The sequence below is a fragment of the Natronomonas salinimetallica genome (assembly GCF_013839515.1).
GTDB lineage: Archaea > Halobacteriota > Halobacteria > Halobacteriales > Haloarculaceae > Natronomonas.
Window position 1 is genome coordinate 65,520 of record NZ_JACDNQ010000013.1, and the last position, 26,167, is coordinate 91,686.

Here is a 26,167-nt window from a genome sequence, read left to right on the forward strand (position 1 = left end):
GACTGGGGGCGACTCGGCGGCCCCCGCGGGTCGGCTCGGGAACCCTTTCGAACCTTTTTTAGGTACCACAGCGGTAGATGCCGGTATCAATGGCTATCAAACCCGCCTACGTGAAAAAAACCGCGACGCTGCTCATGGAACGGTACCCGAAGGCGTTCGGTGACGACTTCGAACACAACAAGGACGTCGTCGAGGAGCTGACCAACGTCGATTCCAAGGGCGTCCGCAACCGGATCGCCGGATACGTCACCCGCAAGCAGCGCGTCCCCCAGAACGCGTAGTCCAACGATCGTTCGTTTTCGGCCGGTAGCTGACGGGCGAGTTCCACAACCGTTTTCCTGTGGCTCGCCATACCACCGTCAATGTCCACCCGCGTAGGTGTCCTCGGCGCGACCGGCGCCGTCGGCCAACGACTCATCCAACTGCTCGCACCGCATCCCGAATTCGAGATCGCCACGCTCACCGCCTCGGGGGCGAGCGCCGGCCGAACGTACCGCGACGCCGCCAAGTGGCGCGTCGACTCGCCGATCCCCGAGAGCGTCGACGACATCACCGTCGTCGAGACGGATCCCGAGGAGGTCCCTGACGACGTCGAGTTGCTCTTTTCGTCTTTGCCCTCCGGCGTCGGGGCGGCGGTCGAACCCGAGTTCGTCGAAGAGGGCTACGTCGTCTCCTCGAACTCCTCGAACGGCCGGATGGACGAGGACATCCCGCTCACGATCCCCGAAATCAACGCCGACCACCTCGGGCTGATCGAGGTCCAACGCGATGAGCGCGGCTGGGACGGCGCGTTGATCAAAAACCCCAACTGCTCGACGATCACGATGGTGCCGACGCTCGCGGCCCTCGATACGTTCGGCCTCGATCGGGTCCACGTCTCGACGCTGCAGGCCGTCTCCGGGGCCGGCTACTCCGGCGTGACCTCGATGGAGATCATCGACAACGTCATCCCCCACATCGGCGGCGAAGCCGACAAGATGGAGACCGAATCCCGCAAGCTTCTCGGCTCCTTCGACGGGAGCGAAGTCAGCCTCCACGGCGCCGACGTATCGGCCTCGTGTAACCGCGTCCCGACGCTGGACGGGCATCTCGAGAACGTCTGGGCCGACCTCGCCGACGACCCCGACCCCGAAGCCGTCGTCGAGGCCTTCGAATCCTACCCGGGGATCGATCTGTACTCCTCACCGGACCAACTCATCGAGGTGTTCGAGGAACCGGATCGCCCACAGCCCCGACTCGACCGGAACCTCGGCGGCGGGATGGCCGTCGCCGCGGGCGGGGTCGAGACGACGAGCCACGGGGTCCAGTTCAACTGTCTGGCTCACAACACCATGCGCGGGGCCGCCGGCGCGAGCATCCTGAACGGCGAGTTGCTGCTCGAGGAAGGCTACCTCTAATACTGACGGACAAAAGAATGTACACACGACGCACGAGGATCACGCCGTTCGACGGAGCGAACGGCGGATCACTCGTGAGTCGGTTTCATTTGATTTCGTCCACCAGTATAAGTCCCACGGGCTGACACGGCGTTTTGTCCCCCCGATGTACCACGACCTCTCACACCCGATCGAGACCGGAATGCAGCGGTTCCCCGGCGACCCCGAGGTATCGGTCGAACCGGTCGCAACCGTCGACTCAGACGGCTACCGCGTTGCGGAGATCACCTGTGGGACCCACACCGGAACCCACATCGACGCGCCGAGCCACGTCGGTCTCGACGGCTCGATCGACGGCTTCGACGTCGGTCGGTTCGTCCTCGACGCCCGGACGGTCGACTGTACCGGCCTCGGCGCGCGAGCGCCGATCGGGCCGTCGGCGCTGCCCGACGACGACGGCGGCGAAATCCTCCTCGTCCGGACCGGGTGGGACGACCACTGGGGGACCCCTCGGTATCTCGATCACCCGTATTTGACCCCCGAGGCGGCGGACCGCTGCGTCGAGGCCGGGTGGTCGGTCGGTCTCGATACGCTGAACCCCGACCCGACGCCGGGCGGAACCACCGCCCCGGAAGAACCGACCGGGGTCCCGACACACCGCCGCCTGCTCGGAAACGATCGTCTCATCGTCGAGAACCTGACGAACCTCGAGGGGCTGGGCCGCTGTCGGCTCTTCGTCGTCCCGCTCTCGATCGCCGACGGGGACGGCTCGCCGGTTCGGGCGTTTGCCCGCGAGCACCCGGATACGGACGCCGACCGGTAAGCTGTCGGTCGGCCGCCGATCAGTAGATCAGTTCGTCGCTGTTGTCGACCATGTACAACGTCCGGGCGGCGATGTTGACGGCGTGATCGCCGACGCGTTCGAGATCCCGGATCGTAAGAAGCAGCCGTGAGACCTCGGTCATGAGCGTCTCGATCTCCTCGTCGGAGGACCCATCGTCGATCTCCGTCTCGATCAGGTCCCGGACGACGATGCTCGAAGCCCGCTCACAGAGGTCGTCGACCTCGTCGTCGCGGCCGTCGATCTCGAAACAGGCATCGACGTCCTCCTCGGCGTAGGCCGTCATGGCGCTCTCGACCATCTCGATGACCGCGTTGCCGATCCCCTGGATGTCGACGTTGGGGTACATATCCCGGGTGGCTTCCAGCGTGTAGTCGCCGAGATTCGTCGCGAGGTCGGCAACGCGCTCCAGATCCGTGATGATTTTGAACGAGGCGGCGATGAAACGGAGATCGCCCGCAACGGGCTGTTGGAGCGCAAAGAGGTCGATGCAGTTCTGTTCCAGTTCGAGGTACAGTTCGTTGATCTCGTGGTCGCCTTCGATGACCTCGTTGGCGAGCGATTCGTCCTTGGTTTCGAGAGCGTTCAGCCCGGTTCGCATCCGTTCGAGAACGATCTCGCTCATGTAGAGGACGTTCTCACGGAGTTCGACCAGTTGCCGTTGGAATCCCTTGCGTGCCATTGGATCCGCTTGTGTCTTCGCCGGTATGTCTTTTCCGGGGCGTCGGACGTGTGGCGTTCACCGCATCCACATTTATCCACCCCGGCGGCCGGTCATCACTACCCGAACTTTCCCGTGATATAGTTCTCTACGCGTTCGCTGTCGGGGTTCTCGAAGATCGCGTCGGTGTCGCCGAACTCGACGAGTTCCCCGCCGGTGAGGAAGACGGCCGTCTTATCGGAGATCCGGGCGGCCTGTTGCATGTTGTGGGTGACGATGACGACGGTGTACTCCTCGGCCAGGTCGTCGATGAGGTCCTCGATCTTCGAGGTCGCAACGGGATCGAGCGCCGAGGCGGGTTCGTCCATCAGAACCACGTCGGGGTCGGGCGCGATCGCCCGGGCGATACAGAGCCGCTGTTGTTGGCCGCCCGAGAGCGCGAGTCCCGACTCGTCGAGTTGGCCTTTGACCTCGTCCCAAAGCGCCGCCGCGCGCAGGGACTCCTCGACTCTCGCGTCGACGTCGCCGTCGTAGCCCTGGATGTTCAGCCCGTAGGCGACGTTGTCGTGAATGCTCTTGGGGAAGGGGTTCGGCTTTTGAAACACCATCCCGACCTTCCGGCGCAGCGCCACCGGGTCGACGTCGTCGTCGTAGACGTTCTTGTCGTACAGCCGGAGTTCGCCGTCGACGTGGCAGGTATCGATCAGGTCGTTCATCCGGTTGATACACCGCAGGAACGTCGATTTGCCGCAGCCGGAGGGGCCGATGAGCGCCGTCACCATTCCCTCCGGGATGTCCATCGTGATGTCCGAAAGCGCCTGTGTGTCGCCGTACCGGACGTCGATACCGCGGGCAGCGATGACCGCCCGGCCCGTGCCGCGGCGCGTCGTTGTGTCGTCTAGCCCGGCCGCGGGCGAGTCGGCGAGCGATTCGGTGTCCGTCGTCGGATCGGCCGTGTCTTCGAAGCTCATTGTCAGTTGCTCTCGTATCTACCGTGGATCACAGCCGCCGCCGCTCCGGGCGACGTTCCCGAGGCCGCTGTCCTCACCGCGAACGGGATACTCCGAGAGACCGGAGACGCCACACCCGGTGGCTGCGAGGACGCTTCGATGGGGGACCGACACGGCGGGAGTCGGCTCCCGACCTCGTGTCATTATCGTAGTGGCCACACGTAGACGTAAGTACCCAACTATGTTATTTATATAGGGATATATTTGACACTATATTTCTCACTAAATCTTCCGTCGTCCGCGCCGCGTTCGGGCCTATCCGGGCGTAAGCGGGGGCACCGTCGCATCAGTACCCGACTATATATCTCGACAGTGATTTATATCCATATCCTGTATCCGGGGATATGGAGACCCGCAAGGTCCAGGTGACGGGCGGCTCGACGTATACCGTTTCGCTTCCGAAAGAATGGGCGACCGAAAACGACGTCAGTGGCGGGAGCGTCGTCGAGTTTCATCCGGAGGGCGATACCCTGCTTTTGACTCCACAGCGCGAGGAACGGAAAGTCGAAGGGACGCTCGACATCACCGGGCTGGAGGGCGACGAGCTGATGCGTGCGGTCGTGACGATGTACGTCAGCGGCTTCGACATCGTCACGCTCGAGACCACACAGGTAACCGCCGCACAACGCCGGACGATACGGGATGCAACCCAGGGGCTCGTCGGCCTCGAGGTCATCGGCGAGACCTCGGAGCGAGTCAGGCTACAGGACCTACTCGACTCCTCGGAGCTGTCGATGCACAACGCCATTACCCGGATGCGGCTCGTCTCGACGACGATGCTCGCCGACGCCGTCGCGGCGCTTCTGGCGGACGACGACGATCTGGCAGCCGACGTCGTCCAGCGCGACGACGACGTCGATCGGCTCTGGTCTATGGTCTCGCGGGTATTTCGATCCGTGCTTAGAGACCCCTCTGCGGCCGCAGCGATCGGCCTCGACCGTGAGACGTGTTTCGACTACCACTCGAGTGCCCGCCAGCTCGAACGGGTCGGCGACCACGCGGCGAAGATCGCGACCCACGCCCAGTCGCTCGGCGCCCCGCCCGAGGACGCCGCCGAGGCCCTCGATGCGCTCCTCGAGGAATCGACAAACGTCATCGAGATGGGAATGGACGCGCTCTTAGAGGAGGACTCCGACCGCGCGACCGACCTCGCTAACGACGCCCGACAGCGCGTCGTCCGGATCGACGAACTCTCCCGGGCGGTCGACGACGAGGTCCGGGAACTAGAGTCCCAGCAGGCCCAGTTGCTCGGGTTGATCGTCGATTCGCTGTCGAGAAGCGCCGACTACGGCGGCAACGTCGCCGAGACCGCCCTCCAGAACGCGGCCCCGCGGCCCTGATCGCCTACGTCCCTCGGAGCAGTTCCTCGGCGACGGTGTCGGCGTCGAGCAGATCGGGGTCGACGATGTGGCCCGCCTGGCCCTTGATAAACTCCGGGACCGAATCGCGGGTGTAGATGACGACCCGGACGTCGGGGTTGCGGTCTATCGCGACGGGCACAGCCGTCGCCAATCCGGCATCGGTCAACACGAGCGTGTCCGCGTCCTCGATGCCCGCCGCCTCCAGCGCCGACCGGCTCGCGGTTCCCTCGGCGTACCGAACCGTCGCACCCCGTGTTTCGAGCGCCGCAGCGATCCCATCGGGGTCGCCGCCCGCGACGACGACCTCACTCATATTCGATCGTCGCCGGTGGCTTGTGCGTCACGTCATAGACGACGCGCGAGACAGTGTCGTTTTCGCCCGTGATCCGCGATTGGATGCGCTGGAGCGTCGCCCAATCGACCTTCTGGGCCCGGGCAGTCATCCCGTCGCGCGATTCGACGGACCGGACGGCGACGACCCAGCCGTGGACCCGGTTGTCGCCCTTGACGCCCGTGGCCTTTCCGAGTACGGCCGCGAGCGCTTGCCAGGGCTCGTGCTCTTCGAGTTCCTCCTCGACGACGTGGTTGGCCTCGCGGGCCACCTCGAGTTTCTCCTCGGTCACTTCCCCGAGGACGCGGACGGCGAGGCCCGGCCCGGGGAACGGCATCCGCTCGGAGACGACCTCCTCGAGGTCGAGCGCGCGGGCGACCTCCCGAACCTCGTCTTTGTAGAGATCGCGCATCGGCTCGACGATCCCTTCGAAGTCGACGACCTCGGGGAGGCCGCCGACGTTGTGGTGGGATTTGATCGTCCCCTCGCTCTCGATCCGGTCGGGGTAGATCGTCCCCTGAACGAGGAATTGGGCGTCGACCTCGCGGGCGACCGTCTCGAACTCGCGGATGAACCCCTCGCCGATGGCGTGGCGTTTCTCCTCGGGATCGGTGATCCCCGACAGCGCGTCGAGAAACCGCTCTCGGGCGTCGACGACCCGGAGACTCTCCATGTACGAGAACGTCTCTTCGATCTCCTCGGTCTCGCCTTTCCGCATCAGCCCGGTATCGACGTACACCGGCGTGAGTTGGTCGCCGATGGCCTCGTAGGCGAGCGCGGCGGCCGTCGAGGAGTCGACGCCGCCCGACAGCGCGATGACCGCGTTCGAATCGCCGATCGCCGCCTCGATCTCCGCGACCTTCTCGTCGATGAACGACTCGGAGTCGACCATCAGGCCGTCACCTCCTCGCGGTCCGTCTCGTCGGCCCCGAGGATCGTCTCGACGAACCGGACGAACGGCGGCGAGGCCCGTCCCGGCCGTGAACGGAACTCGGGGTGGAACTGCGTCCCGAAAAAGAACGGGTGTTCGGGGAGTTCGAGGATCTCCATGCGGTTGCCCGCCCGCCCGGAGAAGACGAGCCCCGCCTCCTCTAAGGCCTCGATGTACTCGGGTTTGACCTCGTATCGGTGTCGGTGGCGCTCGGTACAGGAGGTGTCCCCGTAGACGTCGTGGGCGAGCGTCCCGGGTTCGATCTCGGTCTCGTGGGCTCCGAGCCGCATCGTCCCGCCCATGTCCTCGATCTCGTACTGTTCGGGGAGGATGTCGATGACCGGGTGCGGCGTCGATTCGTCCATCTCCGCCGAGTGGGCGTCCTCGAACCCACAGACGTTCCGGGCGAACTCGACGACCGCCATCTGGAAGCCGAGACAGAGCCCGAGGAATGGAACGTCGTTCTCGCGGGCGTAGCGGGCGGCTTCGATCTTCCCGCCCATCCCACGGGCGCCGAACCCGCCGGGAACGATTACTCCGTCCGCCTCGCCGAGGCGGTCGGCGTGGGCGTCGTCCATCTCGTCGGCGTCGACCCACAGGACGTTGATATCGGTGTTGGTCTGAAAGCCGGCGTGTTTGAGCGACTCGTGAATCGAGAGGTAGGCGTCTTCCAGGGCGTACTTGCCGACGAGAGCGATGTCGATCTCGTCGGTCGCCGCCTGGGTGACGATCTCGCGCCACTCGTTTTCGCGTTCGGATTCGGGGATCGCCTCGGTCTCGAGGCCGAGTTCGGACATCACGTACTCGTCGAGCCCCTCGTCTTCGACCATCAGCGGGACGTGATAAATGTCCTCGACGTCGGGGTTCGAAAACACCGCCTCGACGGGTACGTCACAAAAGAGCGCGATCTTCTCTTTCGTCTCGGGGTCGAGTTCGTCGTCACAGCGCCCGACGAGGATGTCCGGCTGGAGGCCGATCGAGCGGAGTTCCTTGACGGAGTGTTGGGTCGGCTTCGTCTTTTGCTCGCCGTTCTTCGAGTACGGCACCAACGTGACGTGCGTAAAGAGGATGTCCTCGTCGTCCTCCTCGTGGGCGAACTGCCGCAGCGCCTCGAGATACGGCATCCCCTCGATGTCGCCGACGGTGCCGCCGACCTCGATGAGACAGACGTCGTGGCCTTCGGCGGCCTCCCGGATCCGACGCTTGATGTCGTCCGTGATGTGCGGGATGATCTGGACGGTGTTGCCCAGATAATCGCCCGCGCGCTCCTTTTCGATCACGTGGCGGTAGGTCTTGCCCGTCGTGACGTTGTGATCGAACGTCATGTCGATGTCGAGAAACCGCTCGTAGTTTCCGAGGTCGAGGTCGACCTCGCCGCCGTCTTTGAGGACGTACACCTCGCCGTGCTGGTAGGGGTTCATCGTCCCCGCGTCGACGTTGAGGTACGGATCGATCTTTACCGCCGTGACGTCGAAGCCGGCGTTCGCGAGCAGTCGTCCGGTACTCGCCGCTGTGATGCCCTTGCCGAGTCCGGACATCACACCGCCGGTAACGAAAATGAATTTGTTCCCTAGTGTGGGATCGTAGTCAGTAAGCTCCGTCGGCATACTGACGGTGCGCGAGCGTCGGACAAAACGATTTCGAACGACCTTTTTGCACGCTCCGGCGGCCGCGCGCCGAACGGCGCGCGACACGCCTCCGCGGCAAAAAGCTCGATCAAAAAGGGCCGACGACTCGGCTGGGCGGTCGGCAAGCCGACCGCCTCCCTCGTGACGGCGAAGCCGTCACGCAGGCCTCGTCGTCGGTGAAACGCCTCGCTTCGCTCGGCGTACAGCGGCGCTCCGTCGGGGTTTTATGCTGAATGTCCGGAGTGATTGTGGGTACTGGCGCCCGGTCGCACCGACGGAACGATCACGCCCGTTGGGGCGCGGGCTCCGCGTCCGCCTCGACGCCACGGTCGACCCCTCGCCTGTTCCGGAGGGCGAGCAGCGCGAACAGGGCGAACCCGACGCCGCGGAGGGCCAAATCGAGCACGAGTGCGTTGACGGAGACGGACACACCGACGAGTCCGAGGGTGTCGAAGACGGACTCGGAAAGCAGCCCCGGGGCCATCAACAGCAGCGAGCTGGCGGCGAAGCCGACCCGACTGAACCGGCCGACGCGGGTGTACAGCGTCCCGATGACGGTGGCACCGAGCGCGATCACGCCGAGGAAGACCCCGACAACGGGGACGAGAATCTCCGGAATCGAATACGACAGTTCGGCGAGGTCCTTGAACCCGACCACACGGTACCGTTCCCGAATCGGTAGCTCCGCGGCGTTCGTCTTCTCGCGCAACAGGACGATCCCCGGTGCGAGCACGAACGCGAAGGGGACGATCGCCTTGTTCAACGACAGCGAGAACGCCTTCACCCCGGTCTCGAAGGGGTCGGACTTGGCGACTCCGCTGGCGGCGTACGCGGCGACTGCCACCGGCGGCGTGATGTCGGCGATCACCCCGAAGTACAGGATGAACAGGTGGGCGGCCAAGAGCGGGATGCCGAACTCCACGAGCGGGGTCGCCAACATCGAGATGAGGATGATGTACGTCACGGTGGTTGGCATGCCCATCCCGAGAATGATGCTGGCCACGGCCGTCACGAGCAGCATGATCACGATGGAGCCCCCCGAGAGCGCGAGCAGCAACGAGGTGAGGTTCGGCCCGAGCCCCGAAACGCTGATGACGCCCGGGATGATCCCGGCTGCGGCGACCGCAACCACCACCGGGACAGCGGTGCGCGCGCCCTCGTCCATCGATTTGACGACAAAGGTGCCGAGCCGGAACGGCTGGCTGCCGCCCAGATCACGGTCGGCCCGGTCACCGACCGCGTTGGCGGTGTGCCGGACCGCCGGGTTGAGTTCGAGCAGCGACGCGTCGAGATCCGGCCGCGACAACAGCGTCAGTACGCCGGCCAGCATCGCGTACCACTCGATTCTCGAGAGCACGGCGTCGACCGCCTCGCCGGCCGGGAGCCCCGGGCCGCCGGCTCCGGTGGCGAGGCCCATAACGGACACGCCGGCGACTGCATGGCTCGCGAACTCGACACCGACGATGGCCCCGAACACGCCGAGGAGGCGAAACCGCGTCTCCTCGCTGTAGGCCGAGACGAGGGCGATCAGCGCCACGAGCGCCACGAGCGTGAACCACGCCGACCGGGAAACCGAGAGCCGCTGGACGATGAGATAATACAGCAACAGCCCAATCGGGACCAGGTAGAACCAGCCGTGTTTGAGATGGCTCACGAGGTTCACAACCTCCCCGTCGGGGACTCCGCCGATCCCCTCCTCTACGGCCTTGAGATGGACCATCACCCAGACGCCGAAGAAGAAGACAATCGCCGGGATCGTCGAGAGGATGATGATGTCCGCGAACGGCGTTGCGGTGTATTGGACCATCAAAAAGGCGGCCGCCCCCATGACCGGCGGCAGGATCTGTCCGCCGGAGGAGGCGGACGACTCGACGGCTCCCGAAAACTCGGGCGAGTAGCCCGACCGCTTCATAAGCGGGATGGTGAACGCGCCGGTCGTGACCGTGTTGGCGATCGACGATCCGGAGATCGTTCCCATGAAGCCGCTGGCGAGGATGCTCGCCTTGGCCGGACCGCCCTTGCGCCCCCCGGTGAGCGCGTACGCGAGGTCGATGAACCACTGGCCGGCCCCACTCATTTCGAGGAACGCGCCGAAGAGGATGAAGATGTAGATGAAACTCACAGAGACGGTCACCGGGATCCCGAAGACGCCGTTTTCGGTGTTGTACCAGAGGTTCTGAATGATGTCCGGCCAGGTGAGTTCCGGGATCGCGAGCAGCCCGAGGAAGGGGGTGCTCCCGCTGATGAGGTACCCCCAGCGGGCGTAGACGATGAAGGTGGCGACGATGAGCATCAGCGGGAGGCCGAGCGTCCGCCGCGTAGCCTCCAACACGAGCAGGACGCCGACAACACCGAGGACCATCGCGTAGGAGTACTCGCTCACGAACGGGACGCCGCCGAGCAGTGGCTGTAAGAACGCGTACACCTCGGTGACCGGACGGCCGGAATCGACCCCAAAGACGCGCATGTTCTGGATCTCCGAGAACTCCGTCAGAAAGTATATCGCCGAGAGAGCCGCCGCGGCGATACACAACAGATCGAAGGGAGTCACCCGTTCTCGATCGTGGTCGAGAAACGCCCACCGGAACGCCGATCGGACGCCAACGATCCCCCGGGTGATCGGATTTCCATCGCCGAGCTGTCGGGACAGCGCCGGAACGACCCGGCCGAGATTTCGCGAGACGATCCCATCTCCCATGCTCCCCGGAAAGAGCAAGAAGGTGAGCACGAGTGCGAAGGCAACGTGGATCGCGTTCGCCTGCAGAAGCTGGAGGGAAACGTCTACCGGGGAGATCGAGACGCCCGCAAACTCGACTGTCGGGAGCCAGATAGTAAACGAAAAGCTCCGGGCGGCGAGAAACAGCTGGAAGGTCGAAAACAGGATCCCGATCGTCGCGACCGCTATCGAGGCGATCCCCTGCAGCGAGCGACGGCGCTCGATCTCCTCGATCAGCTCTTCGGCCTCCTCCGGGGGGATCTCCTCGCTCGTCGCCTCATCCGGCGGGCCGTCCGGCGGGGACTCTCCCGAGGCGTCGTCGTTCGGATCGTCGATACCGCCGTCGGTTCGGTGGGGCGCGGTCATGGGATCATCTTGCGAAGCGACTGTTGTTCGATGTGTAGTCGTACGTCGTTCCCGTCGGTCGCCGCGACGAGGTCGTGCCGTTGGCCGTCGATAATAAGCGTGTGGTCGGCGATCCGGCCCGGCGAGACCGAGAGGTGCTCCAGTTCCGTGATCGGCTCATCGGGGTCGTACACGAACGTCCCGTTCTCGTTCGTGACGTTGACGCGCGCCGGAAGCCCCCAACCATAGGACTCGAACTCCATCCGGGTGTTCACGAGCGTCTCGCCGTCGACCCGATACTCGTCGTAGACGCGGGATTTCTCGACGCTATGGGTGTACTCGAGGGCCACCGTGCTCCCGTCGTCGACCGGCTCCACAAGGTAGCGCTCGCCCGTCTCGATGTCCTCGACTACGAGGACGGCCCCTACCGGGGCTGCGGCCACAGCGCCGACGAGAACGAGCACCGCGAGTGCGAGAATCGCGGCACTCACGTTCGAACGGGAATGGTGACCCATTGTTCCGAGTAATCGTTGTGGGATGGAATTTGAAACGGTTGTGAAACGGTTCGCCGACGGGCCGGTCGCGGTAATCGGGTTACGCGTCGAAGTAAGCCGCCGCCCCTTCGTGCAACTCGATGGACATCCCGTCCTGCGCGCTGTCGACCGTGATGAAGTCGGTCTTTATGCTGAGTTCACCGAGATTGTCGAAGAGAGCAGCCGTGACCGTCTCGACGGCGTCGGCCGACACGTCGGCATTCGTGGCGATCATTGCCTGCACCGCGACGGTTTCGACGTCCTCCTCGACGCCGCTGTACGTTCCGGCCGGAATCGTGTCGTCCGCAAACCAGGAGGCGTCCGCCTTGACGGCCTCGCGATTCTCGCCGCTGATCGGGACGAGTTCGACGTCGTTCGTGTTCGCGAGGTCCTCGATCGCGCCGACCGGCCAGCCGCCGACGACGAAGGCGGCGTCGATGTCGCCGTTGGCGAGTTGCTCAGACGCCTGCGAGAAGCCGGCGTTTTGTTCGCTGTAGTCGGTGATCCCGAGCGATTCGAGGATCTGCTGTGCGTTGACCTGCGTCCCCGAGCCGAGGTCGCCGGTGTTGATCGTCGCGCCGCCGAGATCCTCGACGGTGGAGATGTCGTTCCCCGCGAGCGTGACGAGCGTGATCGTCTCCGGATACAGCGTTGCGACGCCCCGGATCGTTTCGATCGCGTTGTCTTGGAAGGCATCGATGCCAGTTCCGTTCTTCGCGAACGAGGCGATATCGTTCTGGATGAGCGCGAAGTCGGCCGAGCCGTCGGCGAGGCTACCGACGTTTTCGACGCTCGCACCCGTGGACTGAACGTTCAACGAGAAGTCGGTGTTGGCCTCGACAACCGTCTTGAATTCGTTCGAGAGCGGAAAGTAGGTCCCTCCGGTTCCGCCCGCGTGCCAGGTCAGTCGGGTTCCGCCGTTGCCGTCACTGCCGCCATTGCCGTTACCGTTGCCGTCCCCACCGTTGCCATTGCCGTTGCCGTTTCCGGCGTCGCCGTTGCCCGTACATCCAGCGATGCCGACGAGGCTGGCCGCTACCGCCCCTTTCAGTAGTTTTCGCCGGTCAATAGTCTTGTCAATGGGACTGTCCGTCATATTTATATTATATATTTATCCTTTTATATAAATTGGGGTACTGTCATCGGACAGTCGCTGCCGCATCACACAGACTGTGAGGCCGCCGCCGGCGGTCCCGGGACCGTTGTTTGTAGGCCCGTGACATGACTGATCTCAGTTACTTGCGCGCAGGTGGGACTCAAATGCGTGTCCAACCGTGGTGGCGCTCTACCGACCTCCGTGGTCACCTCGCCCTCCCGTCCCCGACCACAGCACCCCGCAATCGCACCACCGAGACGGGGTTATATCACCCCTATCCTTCTTCGACGAGAGCATTCCGCCGTTCACAGTAGTTGCCGAATCAATGCTCTCTGCGATTACGTCTGAACACATGGATCGAAATGAATGTCGATGGCTCCCCCCCATCTGAATACGTGTGTACATGGATGCCACCAGCCTCCGTGATATAGTAGACATCGCAACTATGTACACATCGACCGCACTGCCGCCGTGCGATCGAGTGTGTCTTGTCTTCCGATCTCTACTATAGCTACCGGAGCTCACACGAGCTATTGGTAGTCAGCAACACTCACCCCGAGGTTCGGCAGCTACTGGAACTGGCGGGGAGGCTGTCACAATCACACACTCTGGGCGACGAAGCCGTGCCCCGTTTACAAGAGCTCGGCGACGCGAGCGCCGACCTTCGCGGTCTGGCCCACGAAGTGGTGGTCGGCGGGCAGAGTGAGGACCTCGCCGCCGCGTTCTCGGATCCGATCGGCGACCGCCTCGGCGTCGACGGTCGTGTCCCGCTCGCCGTAGACCACCGCGATCGGGCACTCGACGGCGGCGACGGCGGCGACGGCGTCGATGTCCTTGGAGAGGGCCGCGGCCGGCGACAGCGCCACGACCCCCTCGGGCGGCCTCTCGGCCACCGACTCGCGGGCAGCGGCGACCACGGCGAGACAGCCGCCGAAACTGTAGCCGAAGAGGCCGACGCGATCGTAGCTGTCTCGCGCCCACGCGAGGGCGTCGCGGGTGTCCCCGAGTTCGCCGCGGCCCCCGTCCCACGCACCGTAATCGAAGCGAAGACAGGCACACGAAAGCGACTCGCTCACCGCTTCGAGTCGGGGATCGCTCCGGCTGCCACCCATCCGTGGGTGCGGGGGACACGCGACCACACAGCGGTCGCTCTCGGGTGAATCGAGCGTCCCGCGTACCTCCCGATCCGACGGGACGACGACCGAATCGCTCATTCCAGCAGGCGCTCGCCGGTCATCGCCTCGGGTACCTCGACGCCGATTCGGGACAGAAGCGTCGGCGCGATGTCGGCGAGCGTGCCGCCGGATCGGATCGCGTACCCGCCGTCCGTGCCGTCCGGTGCGGTGTACACGAACGGTACCGGGTTGGTCGTGTGGGCGGTGTGGGGATCCTCCGGCGTCCCCATGTCGTCGGCGTTGCCGTGGTCTGCGGTCACGAAGAGGTGTCCTCCGGCCCCGTGGACCGATCCCTCGAGCCGGGCGAGCTGTGCGTCGACAGACTCGACGGCCGCGACCGCGGCGTCGAAATCGCCCGTGTGGCCGACCATGTCGGGATTGGCGTAGTTCAACACGAGGGCGTCGAGCGGGGGACTCCCCGCCGACGGCTCCTCCCCGCCGACCCCGTCCTCGATCGCCTCGATCGCGGTGTCGGTCAGTTCGGCGGCCGACATCGCCGGACGCTCGTCGTAGGTCGGGACGTCGGGGCTCGGCACGATCTCGCGGTACTCACCCTCGAAGGCGGCTTCGCGGCCGCCGTTCAAGAAGTAGGTCACGTGGGCGTATTTTTCGGACTCCGCGGCCCGAAGCTGTGTGTGTCCGGCCTCGGCGAGCGCCTCGCCGAGCGTCCGCTCCGGTTCCAGCGGCGGATAGGCGACCGGGAGCCCGAACGTCTTGTCGTACTCGGTCATCGTCACGAACTCGGCGTCGGGCGGATCGGTCTCGACGTCCCACTCGGGCTCGATGTCGGCGAGCATTCGGGTGAGCTGGCGTGCGCGATCCGCCCGGAAATTGAAGAAGACGACCGCGTCGTCGTCGGAGAGCGGCGGGCGGTCGTCTACGAGCGTCGGCTCGACGTACTCGTCCGTCTCGCCGCGCGCGTAGGACGATTCGACGGCGTCGACGGCCGAGTCGGCGACGTGGGGGGCGTCGCGGTCGACGATCGCGTCGTAGGCGCGTTTCGTACGCGCCCAGTTCTCGTCGCGGTCCATCGCGTAGTAGCGCCCACAGACCGTCGCGACGTGGCCCGTGTCGTGCTCGTCGGCCGTCGCCTCCAGATCGGCGAGGAACTCCGAGCCGCTCTCGGGGGCCGTATCCCGGCCGTCGGTGAAGGCGTGCGTGACGGCGTCGACACCGCGGTCGGCGGCGAGTTCGATCAGCGCGTGGAGATGTGCCTGATAGGAGTGGACGCCACCATCGCTGACGAGGCCGAGAAAGTGTACCCGGCCGCCGTGCTCGTCGGCGTCGGAGAACGCGTCGCCGATCGCCTCGTTGTCGGCGAAGACGCCGGCGTCGATGTCGTCCGTCACCCGCGTCGAGTCCTGTTTGACGACGCGGCCCGCGCCGATGTTGAGGTGACCGACCTCGCTGTTTCCCATCTGGCCCTCGGGGAGGCCGACGCGTCTGCCGTGGGTTTCGAGCGTCCCGAACGCGCCGTCGTCGCGGAGGCGATCGAACGTCGGGGTCCCGGCGGCGGAGACGGCGTCCCCCTCGCCACCGTCGCCGAGGCCCCAGCCGTCGAGGATGACAAGTGCGGCTTGCATACGTCCCGAAAGCGGCGGGCGGCCTAAGGCGATGTCGCTTCGGCGTCCGAGGACACGCCGGCGGGCTTCGGCTCTCGGAAACGTTTTCCCGAGGCCGGCGGTATCCGGGGGTATGTACCTGCGGCTCATCGGGCTCGCGTTGCTCGTTCCCCTCGCGGACGTCCTGTTGCTCGTCGTCCTCGCAACCGGGCTGGGGCCGGTCACGATCGGTCCGGCGGCGACGGTCGCCCTCGTCGTATTGACCGCGCTGCTCGGATTGCTCGTGGTTCGCGCCGAGGGCAGACACACCGTCCGAAAGATCCAGCGCAAACTCGCGCGGGGCGAACCGCCGACGAACGAACTGCTCGACGGCGCGTTCCTCCTCGTCGCCGGCGCGTTGATGCTCACGCCCGGCCTCGTCACCGACCTGCTCGGGCTCGTGCTCGTGTTACCGCCGACGCGGTACCCGATCCGAGTCGTCGTCAAACGGTACGTCGTCACGCCGTATCTCGACGGCAAGACCGACGGCTTCGCCACCGGGAACGTCTACGTCGGGGGCTTCCCGGGCGGCGAGGACGAGACGGGCGGATTCGAGGGGGGATTCCCCGGTGACGGAGGGGCGGGTCCCGGAGCGGGGCCGGGTCCCGATACCTCCGAACGCGACGGCGGGACGGTCGAGATGGGCGAGGACGAATACGAGTTCGAGGACGTCTCCGGAGCCGACCGGTCCGGCGATACCGCGGGTGATGGGGCGTCGGCGAGCGAGGAGAACGGCGGCGACTCGCGGGACCGATAGCCGTGGGAGGATCCGACGAAGGGCGACCGAAAAGAAACGTTTAAACGAACCACGGCGCTACGGTGAAACGCGCCTACATCGGGCCAATAGCTCAGCTAGGTATGAGCGCTCGGCTGATAACCGGGAGGTCCTCGGTTCAAATCCGAGTTGGCCCACTCGGTTTCCGCACGGTCCTTGGCCGTCGGAAATCGGTGGCCAAACTCCCGTAGGCGTCTCATTTCGGACGATACCGACTTGATAGCTCTTGCTGTAGACGGTACACATACGTAGGCCAGGCGCATATCTGTTCAATTAGAAGCCGTACCGCTTGTGCGCGTCGTCGATGGGGACGATCTCCAGCACACGCACCTCGTTCTCGTCCTCCAGGACCGTGTAGATAGCCGTGTAGGTCCGAGAGGTGTGAATCCGGTAGCGGTCGCGGCGGCCGTCGATGGGGCGTTTCTCCTTGTCCCCACGACCACGGCCCGGATACGGGCTCTCCGCCAGATACCCGAGTTTCTCCTTGCAGACCCGCTCGGTCTTCTCGTCGGCGACGTCGAGGAACTCGCAGGCGTCGTCACCGAGCAGGACGGCGTGCTTAGACATCCGAGATGAGCGTCAACTCGTCGCGGTCCGTCTCCTCTAACTCCTGGAAGCGCTGTTCCAGGTCCTGCCGCCGGCGCTGTTGAGCCAGCTCCTTCAGGAGGTCGTCGTAGGTCTGGCCGGGCTCCTTCAGCTTGTGAAGCTCCTTCCGCGTCTCTTCGGTCACCGGGATGCGTTTGTCGGCGGGCATCGTCTGTATAGACGTATAGGGCTGACAGTCTTAACAGTTCTCCCGTGGTACGGCACACCATTCTTTTTAACTGGGATTTCAACTTTCGTATCAGCCCAGTAGTCCAACGATCGGACACCCGTCACGTCCCGTGGTTAGCGTAAGCTAAAACTCCAGGGCATTTAAAAAACCTATCAGATCAGCAAACGGTGTGGGGTCATCGCACGACCCGTTACGATCCCCCGGATTTTGTACGATGTGTATCGTCTGATCCTCGCACTCAAACGAAAAATAGCACTCGTCCAACTGATCTATTAACCGCTAAAACTAGAGAGCCCCTCTTGTCGACCGGAATCATCCTCAAACGACATATCAATGTGGCCTTCCAAATCATCCAGTTCCTTAACCAAAGTCTCGACCTGTTGACCCTTTTCACGTCTGGTACGCTTCAATGTCTCTGCGATATCTTGGAGCTCGTCAACTGTCGTGTCAAGCTCAAGAATATCAATGGCCACCGCATCAAGGTCGTCTCTGGCATCCTCATCGCCAGCAACTAGTCGATTGAAGGCGTTTTTCACCAGCTCTTTTTGTTCGTCCGAAAGCTGACCGGGGTCGATAATACGAAGCGTGCGCAGGTCACTTCCGGATAGATTTACTGCGCCACCGCCGGTAATTCGACCGTGGCTCTCGATAATGATCTTCGTGAGACTCGAGTTCAGCAGTCCGAGCAACAGGTCAGGATTGACGGCGTTCGGCTGTACGAGTAGGAATCGGTTGCTTGCCACAACATCGCTGTCGGTTCTTATGAACAGCCTGTGAGTATCCATCGCCTGTGGACAGACTATCGGAGATTTTTTTGAATCGAGGCTACCCATATTGAACCACGGGTCGTAGGTATTGAGGGACTTGTTACTGCTTGACGATTGCTTCTCGGCCCACTTGATATATGAAAGGACACCATCGTAGCCGTCAGCGCGGAGTGAGGACTTTATTCGGTCTGCTGTGTCGCTAGTATCACCGATACCAGACATTGAGGTCACCTCCTCGACATAGTCGTGCATATCCAGCATCCATTTCTTTGCGTCCGAGGGAGCGTGTTCGTAGCCATCAACTTCCTTGATACTTTTTATCGCTGGAGTGGTGAACTCCTGTTCAATGTTCCGAGATCTTACATCGTCTTCATCAAGGATAAAGACGGGGTTAGCGCCTGTCTTCTTTCCTCGGGTGATATTCGCAATGTTGGAGAGCTCCACCGTGCGGCTGTCTTCAAGGACAGCGGTATAGAGAGCGGGTGCGTTAATGTAGTGGTGTAGCTTGTCGCCAACATTCTCCATTAAATAGGACTGCCGGACAGAGATTGTACGGTAGTTTGGTCGACTGTGAATCTTCAAATAAGATTCCTTGGGGATATTGTACCCACGGTCTATGACACGGATGATGTCATCAGGATCCATCTTCTCATTTATTCGGATGAAATTAGTCTCCGTGTTTTTCCGCTCGGCGATATCATCACACCGCTCCATCATCAACAACACCGTGTCGACAAGAGCATCCTGAAACACACGCTTCCGGAAGCCGACTACTGCCTCCAATTTATAATGGCCATACATGAACTGTTGGAGCGATGGGCCGTAGTCTGCCACCATCCACTTTGTCGGTACAATCCACGCGAGTTTACCCCCTAGCTCAAGAAATTGTGTAACGTGTGTTATGAAATAGCAATAAAGATCACTTCTGCCGTCAACCTGCTTATTTCCATCGTAGTACGGTGATTTTGAGCTTGGGCCAAACCGTTTCAGATGTTTGCGGTACATTTCACGATTTGGATATAGGTGTTCTTGCCGGACATACGGCGGGTTAGCCGCGGTGGCGTCAAATGTACCGATAGCTTGGCCTTTGTCCGGCGTATTATTGCTGGTGCCTCCAACTCCGAGTCGGTGACTATTACGCCGCTTCGTATCTGGATCGAGGTGAAAAAAATCCTCGTAGTACGCAAACAGTTCATTGGTGGGCTGATGTATATTCCGAGTCGCGAGGTTTAATGCAGTCAGATGAAGTGGGAACTTGTTGATATCGACAGCCGTGATGCGGCGAATGGTTTCCTGATGCGATAGCCCATTCAAATCATCGAACTGCTTGTAAGCCTCGACTGTAATAGATCCAGAGCCGCTACAAGGGTCAATAAACCGGTCATCTGTCGAGTCGATGGCCCATCGGGCGAGGATTTGCCCGATTTCTCTTGGCGTGTAGAACTGCCCGAGTTCCTTCCGTTCGGCTGTCGGAATGAGCTCTTGATAGATCTGCCCGACAACGTCTGAATTGATGTCTCGGAGTGGCTCCTGTTCAATACTTTTTGTGAAGGTATGGAGACGACGCTTCGTGTGTTCATCTTCCGGAATCTCTTTGAAGAACCCGCTGTCGTCCTTGAAGATAGCCTCATAATCAATCTCCTCCATTATTGACTCAAAACAGTTCGACAAGTGCTCATCCAATTTCTCAACGGTTACACCATTATATATTGGGTCCATTGGGAGGCCGCTCTTTGTTTCCACATTTTGACCCCGGACTAGTTCGTAGAATACTATCCGGTTCATCAAAATGTAGGCGTACTGTTGAGCGGCGATTCGGAAGGTGTCCTCAACGTCAGGGTAGTCATGTGGGTAGTCGTTTTCCCTTGCCCATTTGACAAGGAGCGATTGGAAATCATCATCCCCGTCGAATGTCTTACTAATCATATTCTCGTATATTGGGTAGATACTAGTATGGAAACTGCGCAGGCGACTAATGATGAGCTCATCGAAGTCGAACACTTCCCCCTCTCCTTGTTGTATGCTAACTACATCGTCAAGAAATTCATCAATAAAATCGGGCAACGACATCTTCCGCAGATCGTAGTGCCGGCGTTCAAGTTCGGTGAGGCTTGTCGAGGTCTCCGTGCGCCGGAATAAGAAAACGTCATTCTGATTTGCAGTAGCGAATAGAGATATACCCTTGTCCCTCGCGTATCTGTGACCCTGTTTAATAACATCAATTGAGTGCGGGTCAATGCTTGCCTTTTTGACCTCGATAGCAACACCCTCACGAACCAGCGAAGGAAGATATATATCTACTGCCCCTGAACTAGTTTGTTCCTCTCCCCGGGGCGAACCAAATTCGGAGTCATTCGCTTCAATATAGTCCTCTAGGGCCCCAAAGAGACGCGCTTGAAATTCAAACTCTGCAGGCATGTATCTCGAAACAGAGCCTTCGTAATTGAATCTTGCCCCAGCTGCTGCGGTAGTATTCACTCCAGAATCGAGCAGCTGAGATGCGAGACGGCGAGACCGAATAACCCCCACCCGAATGCGGGGGAGGGGCAATCCCTCACGCCCAGTCGTGATGGTCAAGGCCTTCGTAGTGCTTCAGGCGACTGTCGATCTCCCACGCCTCTCAGCCACACTCGTAGTAAGGATGTCGGCGAGTTTGTCGAAATTGCTCTTGTCGAGTTCGATACCACGGTTTCCGCGGTAGGTCAGAGGACTGCTCGGACGATCTCTTTCAGACCGGTAGCGCGGGCAACAGAGGACCTCGCGGCGCTCGCCTCCGAACGCAGCAATTCAAATGGGGACATTGCATTCGGGTGATGCTGCCGCGTCACTCTTGCCCGCTACGCTTTCACAGCGCCAGCTCTACCCGAGCAACAATCTGCTTCCGAAGAGCGTTTATGGTATATGAACCTACCGATAACTGGCTATACAATGCCTAAGCAAAATAAAGTCGGACAAGATAATTCAGTGGTGATACCTGCAAACATCCGAGAACAGCTGGGAATAGAACCAGGTGACATGGTTGAATGGAAAATAAAAAGGGAATCTGCGACGATTAAATGCAAAGATGAGGGACATAGTGTGGTCAATAAAAAAGATATTAGAGTTTCAAGAAAAGATCTGCTGAAAATACTCGCTGGATCCATTGGAACTATTGGAACCATCGCAGCAGGGCCTGTGTCAGATGCTATGGAAGTTAGTGAAACGCTTGATCCACATCTTCCAGAGATGTCAACCAAGTCTGTCTATTCCAGGCTATTATGGTTTGCAGATGATATATCTATTACCCCCGGCCATGGCTCCTCGAAGCTCGCTAATTTAGGTGAAATTGACCTTCGTGCTCAAGCCGAGCTTACCAGTGCTATTTTGAATTCAACCGAGGATGTTGAACCCAAAATGGTAACTGAGCCTGACATAGATGAGACAGGGCATATCGGAACCACTGCTGGCCCACTCGGCTCAGAGTTTGTGGCATTAAGTATGGGATATAACCCAGATTCTGTCGGAGATTACCAGGGGAGATTACCTTATATATTCGATCTATCTCCCTCAGAGGACTATCATGGAATGTCTCTTGCCGAAGTACGAAAAAACCAAACAAACTGGCCGATCGTGAAATCATACGCCGATGAACCACCGGTTGAGCCTGTAGAGAGGTCCGACGGGTCTACGCTCGGGAACTCTAATCGGCCAAAATACAGAATCGATTATGGCATGGTTGTGGCTAAGCGAGTTAATGAGGGATGGGAGCGATACGATGAGTATGAAGACTACTCTTCGCTCACCGAGTACCAAGACAATATGCACTTCATTGTTGCTGGATGTCACGGTGAAGGGACACTTGCCGCAACGAAAGCACTCGGTGATGAAGGTCTGTTGAGACAACTGGAACAGGAAATCCCATCTGAAAAAGGAAGGTATCAGGCGGTTTTTTCGGCACACATTGATCAATACAAAAAAGAAAAAGACAGAAACGGCGACACAATCTATATCCCGGATTTTCAGCAGATATCTGTCTATGACGCAATCCCCCTCCCAGAAGCAGAACAAATCTATTAGAGCACTATTTCATAAATATCGTCAATTGAGTCGAGAGAGCGCCCGCCGATTTTCATCGCTCGCTCGGCGGCACCTATACGGGACCGTACACACGAGCGAGCGTATGCGTATCCGAACCGACGAGGACAAAACGTATTTGAGTTCGTCGTTTTATAGTAGAGATCGGAAGACAAGACACACTCGACCGCACGGCGGCAGTGCGATCGATGTGTACATAGTTGCGATGTCTACTATAGTTGCGATGTTCACTATAACTCGATACAACCACTATCGCTGCTGAGGCGGTCGGATTCTGTCATAGACACTCAGAACTCGCCCGCCTCATCCTCTAAGTTAAGCGACCGACAGTCCCGGCTCAACAATTAAGTACGACGGCTGATCACGTAAATGAGATGGGTTCTACTCTATCACGGATCGATACGTCTTTGTTTCTACTCGGTCTGGTCTTCGTTTCGATCGTGGGCGGCGAAGTATTGTATATACTATTTGTTGCAAATCCGCTCGGGATACTGTGGGTCTCCGGGTTCGTGACGAGTCTGCCTTTCATACTCGTGCCCTTTTATATCGGATATTGGCTTCCGGACAGTTCCGTGTCCGTCGATCGGTACACCCGGGTGTACTATTGGTCTCTGGCTGGGCTATGCGTGTTTCTTCTGATGAACGTCGTCATCATGACCGCCCTCCGGCCGACCAGCACGCTGGAACTGGTCTCGTGGGTGCGGTGGGCGAGTACGATCGGAGCGGGAGGCGGGCTGATCATCGGCGCTTTCGAAGCCCGCGGGCTCGAGCGGGCGGTCAAGACCGAACGGGCACGTGTTCGCGCAGAGGAGGCCGAGACCAGAACGAGTCAGCTCACGTATCTCAATTCCATCCTTCGACACGAAGTGCTCAACACGGCGACCGTGATCCAGGGGAACGCGAAACTCGCCGCCGTGGACTGTGACAGTGATACGATAGTCTCGGAGCGATTGGACACCATCACGACCCACGCACGGGAACTAGAGGCCGTCATCGACGATATCCGAATATTGCTCGACGCGTCCGGGGAGGACCTCGATTCGGCCCGAGTGGACGTCGTCGGGCTGTTGGCCTCGGAGGTGGCGACGGTCCGGGAGGCCGAAGGGACCGTCGAGATCGAGACGTCGATGCCGGATGAAGCGATCGTTCCGGCGAATCAGGCTCTCCGACGGGCGTTTAGAAACATCCTTCGGAACGCGGTCGAACACAACACCAGCGAAACGCCCCGGATTGTCGTGACCGTAGAACGGGGCGACGAGACGGTCGTCGTTCGGGTCGCCGACAACGGCCCGGGCGTCCCTGCGGCCAAACGGGAGAAACTGTTCGAACAGGAGGTCGGCGACGATCACGGACACGGACTGGGACTCCTACTGACGGGGACGCTCATCGAGAGCTTCGATGGGACGATCGAACTAGCGGAAACCGGACCCGATGGGACGGTATTCAGGATCGAATTACCCGGGGAAGCACGGAGCACGCGAGAAGCGGTCACGTCACCGTCTTGATGCCGTGGCGGACGGGAACGCGGCCGGAGAGCGTCGCCGTTCGGGTGGATATGGCTACGACGATCCAGACCGGCGGTTCTTCGCCGATTCCGTTTTATGCCGGGATTTCTGGCCGCGTTCGACCCGCCCGGAGATATCCCGAAAGACCCCGTATGTGACGGGGCCATCGGGAAGTGAGATCGTGTTGACGCTGATTTCGAGCGGGACGGTTTTATTCTCGGCCGTCACCAGTTCAGGACGTGACCCATCCGGTAGCGTCTGAACCGTTGTCTGTTTCCCCGTGACTCTATTGAATAAATCCCGGTACAGCTCCTCGTCCGCCGCCGGATGCAGTGTCGTCTGATGGCGGCCAACGATCCGGTCTCGGGACTCCCCCATTAGCGCTTCGGCGGCCTCATTCACCTCGATTATGTTTCCCGTCTCGGTATCCGCAACGAATACCGGGTCCGGTGCAGCCTCGAGTAACGTCTCGTACCGTCGTTTCAACGCGGTCAGTTTCTCTTCACGCTCCTTGCGGTCGGTGACGTCCCGCAGTATCGAGAGGTGTTCACCGGGGACGATGTTCGGAGTCGCGGCGTACTCTACGACTCGCTCGGATCCGTCCGGACGCACGAGTCGAACGGTCCCGCGTTCGCCATCCGAGGATCGGAGCTGTTGCCACATCGATTCGGTATCGAACCCGTCGGGCGAGAAGTCGGCGATCGACTGTCCGAGGAGTGCCTCCCGGGACACTCCGAACAGGTCGGCAGCGCTCTCGTTGGCCTCGACGTATCGTCCGCCGTCCTCGGTGATGACCATCGCGTCGCTCGCCTCTTCGAAGATCGCTCTGTACTTGTCACGCGACCGTGTGAGCTCCGTCAGTCGTTGCCGTACGTCGACAGCGGGCTTTCGGGGGATAGACACTCTCATCGTCGTCCCGTCTTCCGTGACCATCGGGTCGATGGAGCCGTCGTGGCTGGTTACGATCCAGTAGGCCAGCCACAGGCCTAACCCGGTGCCGTGCGCGAGCGGCGTCTCCTCCCCCCGGTTGAGGAGCTCGGCCTCGTGGTCAGGGAGGCCGGGGCCATCGTCGCTGATTTGAACCTCGACGGCGTTCGGGACGGCCTCGATAGCGACGGTGACGGTCGGGCTCTCACCGCTGTGTTTGACGGCGTTCTCGATGAGTTCCTCGACAGCCTGCTCGAAGTTCTCGAATATCCCTACGTATATTTCGGCGTCGTATTCGACGGAAATCGATGCTTCCGGATATTCTTTCGTGATCGTATCCACGACCCCCTCGATGAGGGATCCGATCTCCGTGTACTGTCTCTCGGAGTTCGTGGTGATAACCGCTTCAAGCTCGCGGGCCTTCCGGCTCAACTGAATGAGATCATCGATGTGGCCGAGGACAGCCTCGGCGGCGGGCTCATCGTCCAGCTGTTCGGCCATAAGCTCCGTGTACCCGCGGATGACGGAGATATCGTTTCGGATGTTGTGTCGAAGAACCCGATTGAGGACCGTAGCGAGGGTGGTCTGAGTCGAGAGTTCGGTCTCGACGTGTGCCCGTTCGAGTTCACGTTCGAGCAGCCGCGTAAGGTGTTCTGCGAACCGCGTCTCGGCATCGCTGAACGGTTCCGACCGCGGTTCCTTGGCGACGAAACAGACCGTCCCGTAGGTGCCGTCGTCGACGACGAGCGGGACTCCGAGGTAGGTATGGAGCCCGTGGACTTCGAAGGCCGGATCGTCGGCCCACCCCTGGCCGGGTGCATCGTGGAGTACGACGGGGGTATCGTCCTCGATCGCCTCACGGCAGTACGTTTCTCTGAGCTCTAGTTCCCGTTCCGGAGGGGTCCATCCGTCCGCCGTCTCGGTCGTGATCGCAGCCTCCCAGTAGTCGCTCTCCCCGTCGATTCGGGCGAGGTATCCGTCGTCCACTCCGAGACACTGTGTGCCGAGCTCCAATGCGGTACGCGCTTTTCGATCGAACGGGGTATTCTGCCGGAGGACCTCATAGAGCCGTTGTCGGGCGTCTTCGATGGATGACACGGCCTCCGTCATCTACCGAGCACCTACACGGACGAAAGGCGTTCGTCGGCACGATCGGTTGCCCTCATGCATATGTATTTCCCCCCTCCAAACCATGCCATTTAATACCACGCACCGATCGTAAATAAAATTTGTTCTTTCAGCATCTTTCGAGGCGGAGCCCCCGGCCTCAAGTCGTGAGGGATCAGTGATCCCTCTGACCGTCCGAACGGACCTGCGGTCCGTGAGGAGAGAGCGAGGGCTTCCGATTGGTCGGAAGCACGAAGCGAGTAGGCCGGGGAGGAAGCCGACATGACGGGACAAAAATAATGCGGCTTCTGCCATCTGACTCGCTATCCCATACACTTTTTTCGGGGGCCGCCGTACCAATAATCAGTGATACCGCCGCACACGTCGCCGGTATCACGGGCCGCAGTAGCCCGGCCCCCGAATGGTGGGGATGCCGACCCCGAAGGTCGTTCGGTACGGGCGAGGAACGACCTTCCTCCCCGGCGACAACAGAGGGCGAGTCCCACATCAAAGCCACTGAAAGGCGAAGCCTTTCAAGGCCTTGGCAGAGCGTAATGAGTGACGGAAGTTATGGGCATGGAATGAGACTGGAAGGTAATGAGTGGAGATCGTCGGATCGAGATTGTCCGGCA

General features: G+C 61.1%; 22 protein-coding genes and 1 tRNA gene. 8 read left to right on the forward strand and 15 right to left on the reverse strand.

What is annotated here, in order from left to right:
• Positions 1 to 89 precede the first annotated feature (89 nt).
• From HZR14_RS10965 to HZR14_RS10975, 3 genes are all read left to right on the forward strand, one after another.
• The gene (locus HZR14_RS10965) at positions 90 to 281 is read left to right on the forward strand and encodes a 30S ribosomal protein S17e (protein WP_181692908.1); all 192 of its coding nucleotides are present in this window, start codon (positions 90 to 92) and stop codon (positions 279 to 281) included.
• Between the two features lie 81 nt (positions 282 to 362).
• Positions 363 to 1,397 (forward strand): aspartate-semialdehyde dehydrogenase, encoded by a 1,035-nt coding sequence (asd, locus tag HZR14_RS10970; protein WP_181692909.1) that lies wholly within the window; start codon positions 363 to 365, stop codon positions 1,395 to 1,397.
• Between the two features lie 145 nt (positions 1,398 to 1,542).
• Entirely contained in the window at positions 1,543 to 2,199 is a 657-nt protein-coding gene (locus HZR14_RS10975) for a cyclase family protein (RefSeq protein ID WP_181692910.1), read from the forward strand.
• 19 nt (positions 2,200 to 2,218) lie between these two features.
• Here the strand turns inward: HZR14_RS10975 and phoU are convergent, their stop codons facing one another.
• From phoU to HZR14_RS10990, 3 genes are all read right to left on the reverse strand, one after another.
• Positions 2,219 to 2,899: a phosphate signaling complex protein PhoU gene (phoU, locus tag HZR14_RS10980; protein WP_181692911.1), complete on the reverse strand. Its 681-nt coding sequence runs from the start codon at positions 2,897 to 2,899 to the stop codon at positions 2,219 to 2,221.
• A gap of 98 nt (positions 2,900 to 2,997) precedes the next feature.
• Positions 2,998 to 3,849: a phosphate ABC transporter ATP-binding protein PstB gene (gene pstB / locus HZR14_RS10985; RefSeq protein WP_181692912.1), complete on the reverse strand. Its 852-nt coding sequence runs from the start codon at positions 3,847 to 3,849 to the stop codon at positions 2,998 to 3,000.
• Positions 3,850 to 3,867: 18 nt separating this feature from the next.
• A complete protein-coding gene (locus HZR14_RS10990; protein WP_181692913.1) occupies positions 3,868 to 4,032 on the reverse strand; it encodes a hypothetical protein in 165 nt (54 codons plus the stop codon).
• 200 nt (positions 4,033 to 4,232) lie between these two features.
• Between HZR14_RS10990 and HZR14_RS10995 the strand changes: the two genes are divergently transcribed.
• Entirely contained in the window at positions 4,233 to 5,228 is a 996-nt protein-coding gene (locus HZR14_RS10995; protein WP_181692914.1) for a phosphate uptake regulator PhoU, read from the forward strand.
• A gap of 4 nt (positions 5,229 to 5,232) precedes the next feature.
• Here the strand turns inward: HZR14_RS10995 and HZR14_RS11000 are convergent, their stop codons facing one another.
• The 8 genes from HZR14_RS11000 to gpmI form a co-directional block, all read right to left on the reverse strand.
• A complete protein-coding gene (locus HZR14_RS11000) occupies positions 5,233 to 5,562 on the reverse strand; it encodes a DUF7126 family protein (RefSeq protein WP_181692915.1) in 330 nt (109 codons plus the stop codon).
• Positions 5,555 to 6,472, reverse strand: a complete 918-nt coding sequence (gene guaA / locus HZR14_RS11005) for a glutamine-hydrolyzing GMP synthase (RefSeq protein WP_181692916.1) — start codon at positions 6,470 to 6,472, stop codon at positions 5,555 to 5,557. Before guaA ends, HZR14_RS11000 begins: the two co-directional genes overlap by 8 nt.
• The gene (pyrG, locus tag HZR14_RS11010; protein ID WP_181692917.1) at positions 6,472 to 8,118 is read right to left on the reverse strand and encodes a CTP synthase; all 1,647 of its coding nucleotides are present in this window, start codon (positions 8,116 to 8,118) and stop codon (positions 6,472 to 6,474) included. Before pyrG ends, guaA begins: the two co-directional genes overlap by 1 nt.
• 304 nt (positions 8,119 to 8,422) lie before the next feature.
• Positions 8,423 to 11,221 (reverse strand): TRAP transporter permease, encoded by a 2,799-nt coding sequence (locus HZR14_RS11015; RefSeq protein ID WP_181692918.1) that lies wholly within the window; start codon positions 11,219 to 11,221, stop codon positions 8,423 to 8,425.
• Positions 11,218 to 11,715: a DUF1850 domain-containing protein gene (locus HZR14_RS11020; RefSeq protein ID WP_181692919.1), complete on the reverse strand. Its 498-nt coding sequence runs from the start codon at positions 11,713 to 11,715 to the stop codon at positions 11,218 to 11,220. Before HZR14_RS11020 ends, HZR14_RS11015 begins: the two co-directional genes overlap by 4 nt.
• Positions 11,716 to 11,794: 79 nt before the next feature.
• On the reverse strand, positions 11,795 to 12,829 hold the full coding sequence (locus HZR14_RS11025) for a TAXI family TRAP transporter solute-binding subunit (protein WP_181692920.1): 1,035 nt from the start codon (positions 12,827 to 12,829) through the stop codon (positions 11,795 to 11,797).
• Between the two features lie 632 nt (positions 12,830 to 13,461).
• Positions 13,462 to 14,043 (reverse strand): alpha/beta hydrolase, encoded by a 582-nt coding sequence (locus HZR14_RS11030; protein WP_181692921.1) that lies wholly within the window; start codon positions 14,041 to 14,043, stop codon positions 13,462 to 13,464.
• The gene (gpmI, locus tag HZR14_RS11035; protein WP_181692922.1) at positions 14,040 to 15,587 is read right to left on the reverse strand and encodes a 2,3-bisphosphoglycerate-independent phosphoglycerate mutase; all 1,548 of its coding nucleotides are present in this window, start codon (positions 15,585 to 15,587) and stop codon (positions 14,040 to 14,042) included. Before gpmI ends, HZR14_RS11030 begins: the two co-directional genes overlap by 4 nt.
• Before the next feature lie 112 nt (positions 15,588 to 15,699).
• On the opposite strand from gpmI, the gene HZR14_RS11040 reads away from it, so the two are divergent.
• The gene (locus HZR14_RS11040) at positions 15,700 to 16,362 is read left to right on the forward strand and encodes an FxsA family protein (RefSeq protein ID WP_181692923.1); all 663 of its coding nucleotides are present in this window, start codon (positions 15,700 to 15,702) and stop codon (positions 16,360 to 16,362) included.
• 80 nt (positions 16,363 to 16,442) lie between these two features.
• Positions 16,443 to 16,517 (forward strand) — tRNA-Ile (locus HZR14_RS11045).
• A 136-nt stretch (positions 16,518 to 16,653) separates the two neighbouring features.
• Here the strand turns inward: HZR14_RS11045 and HZR14_RS11050 are convergent.
• The 3 genes from HZR14_RS11050 to HZR14_RS11060 all read right to left on the reverse strand — a co-directional run bounded on the left by HZR14_RS11050 (position 16,654) and on the right by HZR14_RS11060 (position 20,340).
• Complete coding sequence (locus HZR14_RS11050) at positions 16,654 to 16,947, reverse strand: type II toxin-antitoxin system RelE family toxin (protein WP_181692924.1); 294 nt, start codon at positions 16,945 to 16,947, stop codon at positions 16,654 to 16,656.
• A complete protein-coding gene (locus HZR14_RS11055) occupies positions 16,940 to 17,134 on the reverse strand; it encodes an antitoxin VapB family protein (protein WP_181692925.1) in 195 nt (64 codons plus the stop codon). The genes HZR14_RS11050 and HZR14_RS11055 overlap by 8 nt, the downstream gene beginning before the upstream one ends.
• Positions 17,135 to 17,427: 293 nt before the next feature.
• Entirely contained in the window at positions 17,428 to 20,340 is a 2,913-nt protein-coding gene (locus HZR14_RS11060) for an N-6 DNA methylase (protein WP_181692926.1), read from the reverse strand.
• Between the two features lie 510 nt (positions 20,341 to 20,850).
• On the opposite strand from HZR14_RS11060, the gene HZR14_RS11065 reads away from it, so the two are divergent.
• Together HZR14_RS11065 and HZR14_RS11070 are read left to right on the forward strand one after the other, a co-directional pair.
• On the forward strand, positions 20,851 to 21,978 hold the full coding sequence (locus HZR14_RS11065) for an AbrB/MazE/SpoVT family DNA-binding domain-containing protein (protein ID WP_181692927.1): 1,128 nt from the start codon (positions 20,851 to 20,853) through the stop codon (positions 21,976 to 21,978).
• 656 nt (positions 21,979 to 22,634) lie between these two features.
• Positions 22,635 to 23,501 (forward strand): sensor histidine kinase, encoded by an 867-nt coding sequence (locus tag HZR14_RS11070; protein ID WP_370464977.1) that lies wholly within the window; start codon positions 22,635 to 22,637, stop codon positions 23,499 to 23,501.
• Between the two features lie 54 nt (positions 23,502 to 23,555).
• Here HZR14_RS11070 and HZR14_RS11075 read toward each other — a convergent pair whose 3' ends face one another.
• On the reverse strand, positions 23,556 to 25,538 hold the full coding sequence (locus HZR14_RS11075) for a PAS domain S-box protein (RefSeq protein WP_181692929.1): 1,983 nt from the start codon (positions 25,536 to 25,538) through the stop codon (positions 23,556 to 23,558).
• Positions 25,539 to 26,167 lie beyond the last annotated feature (629 nt).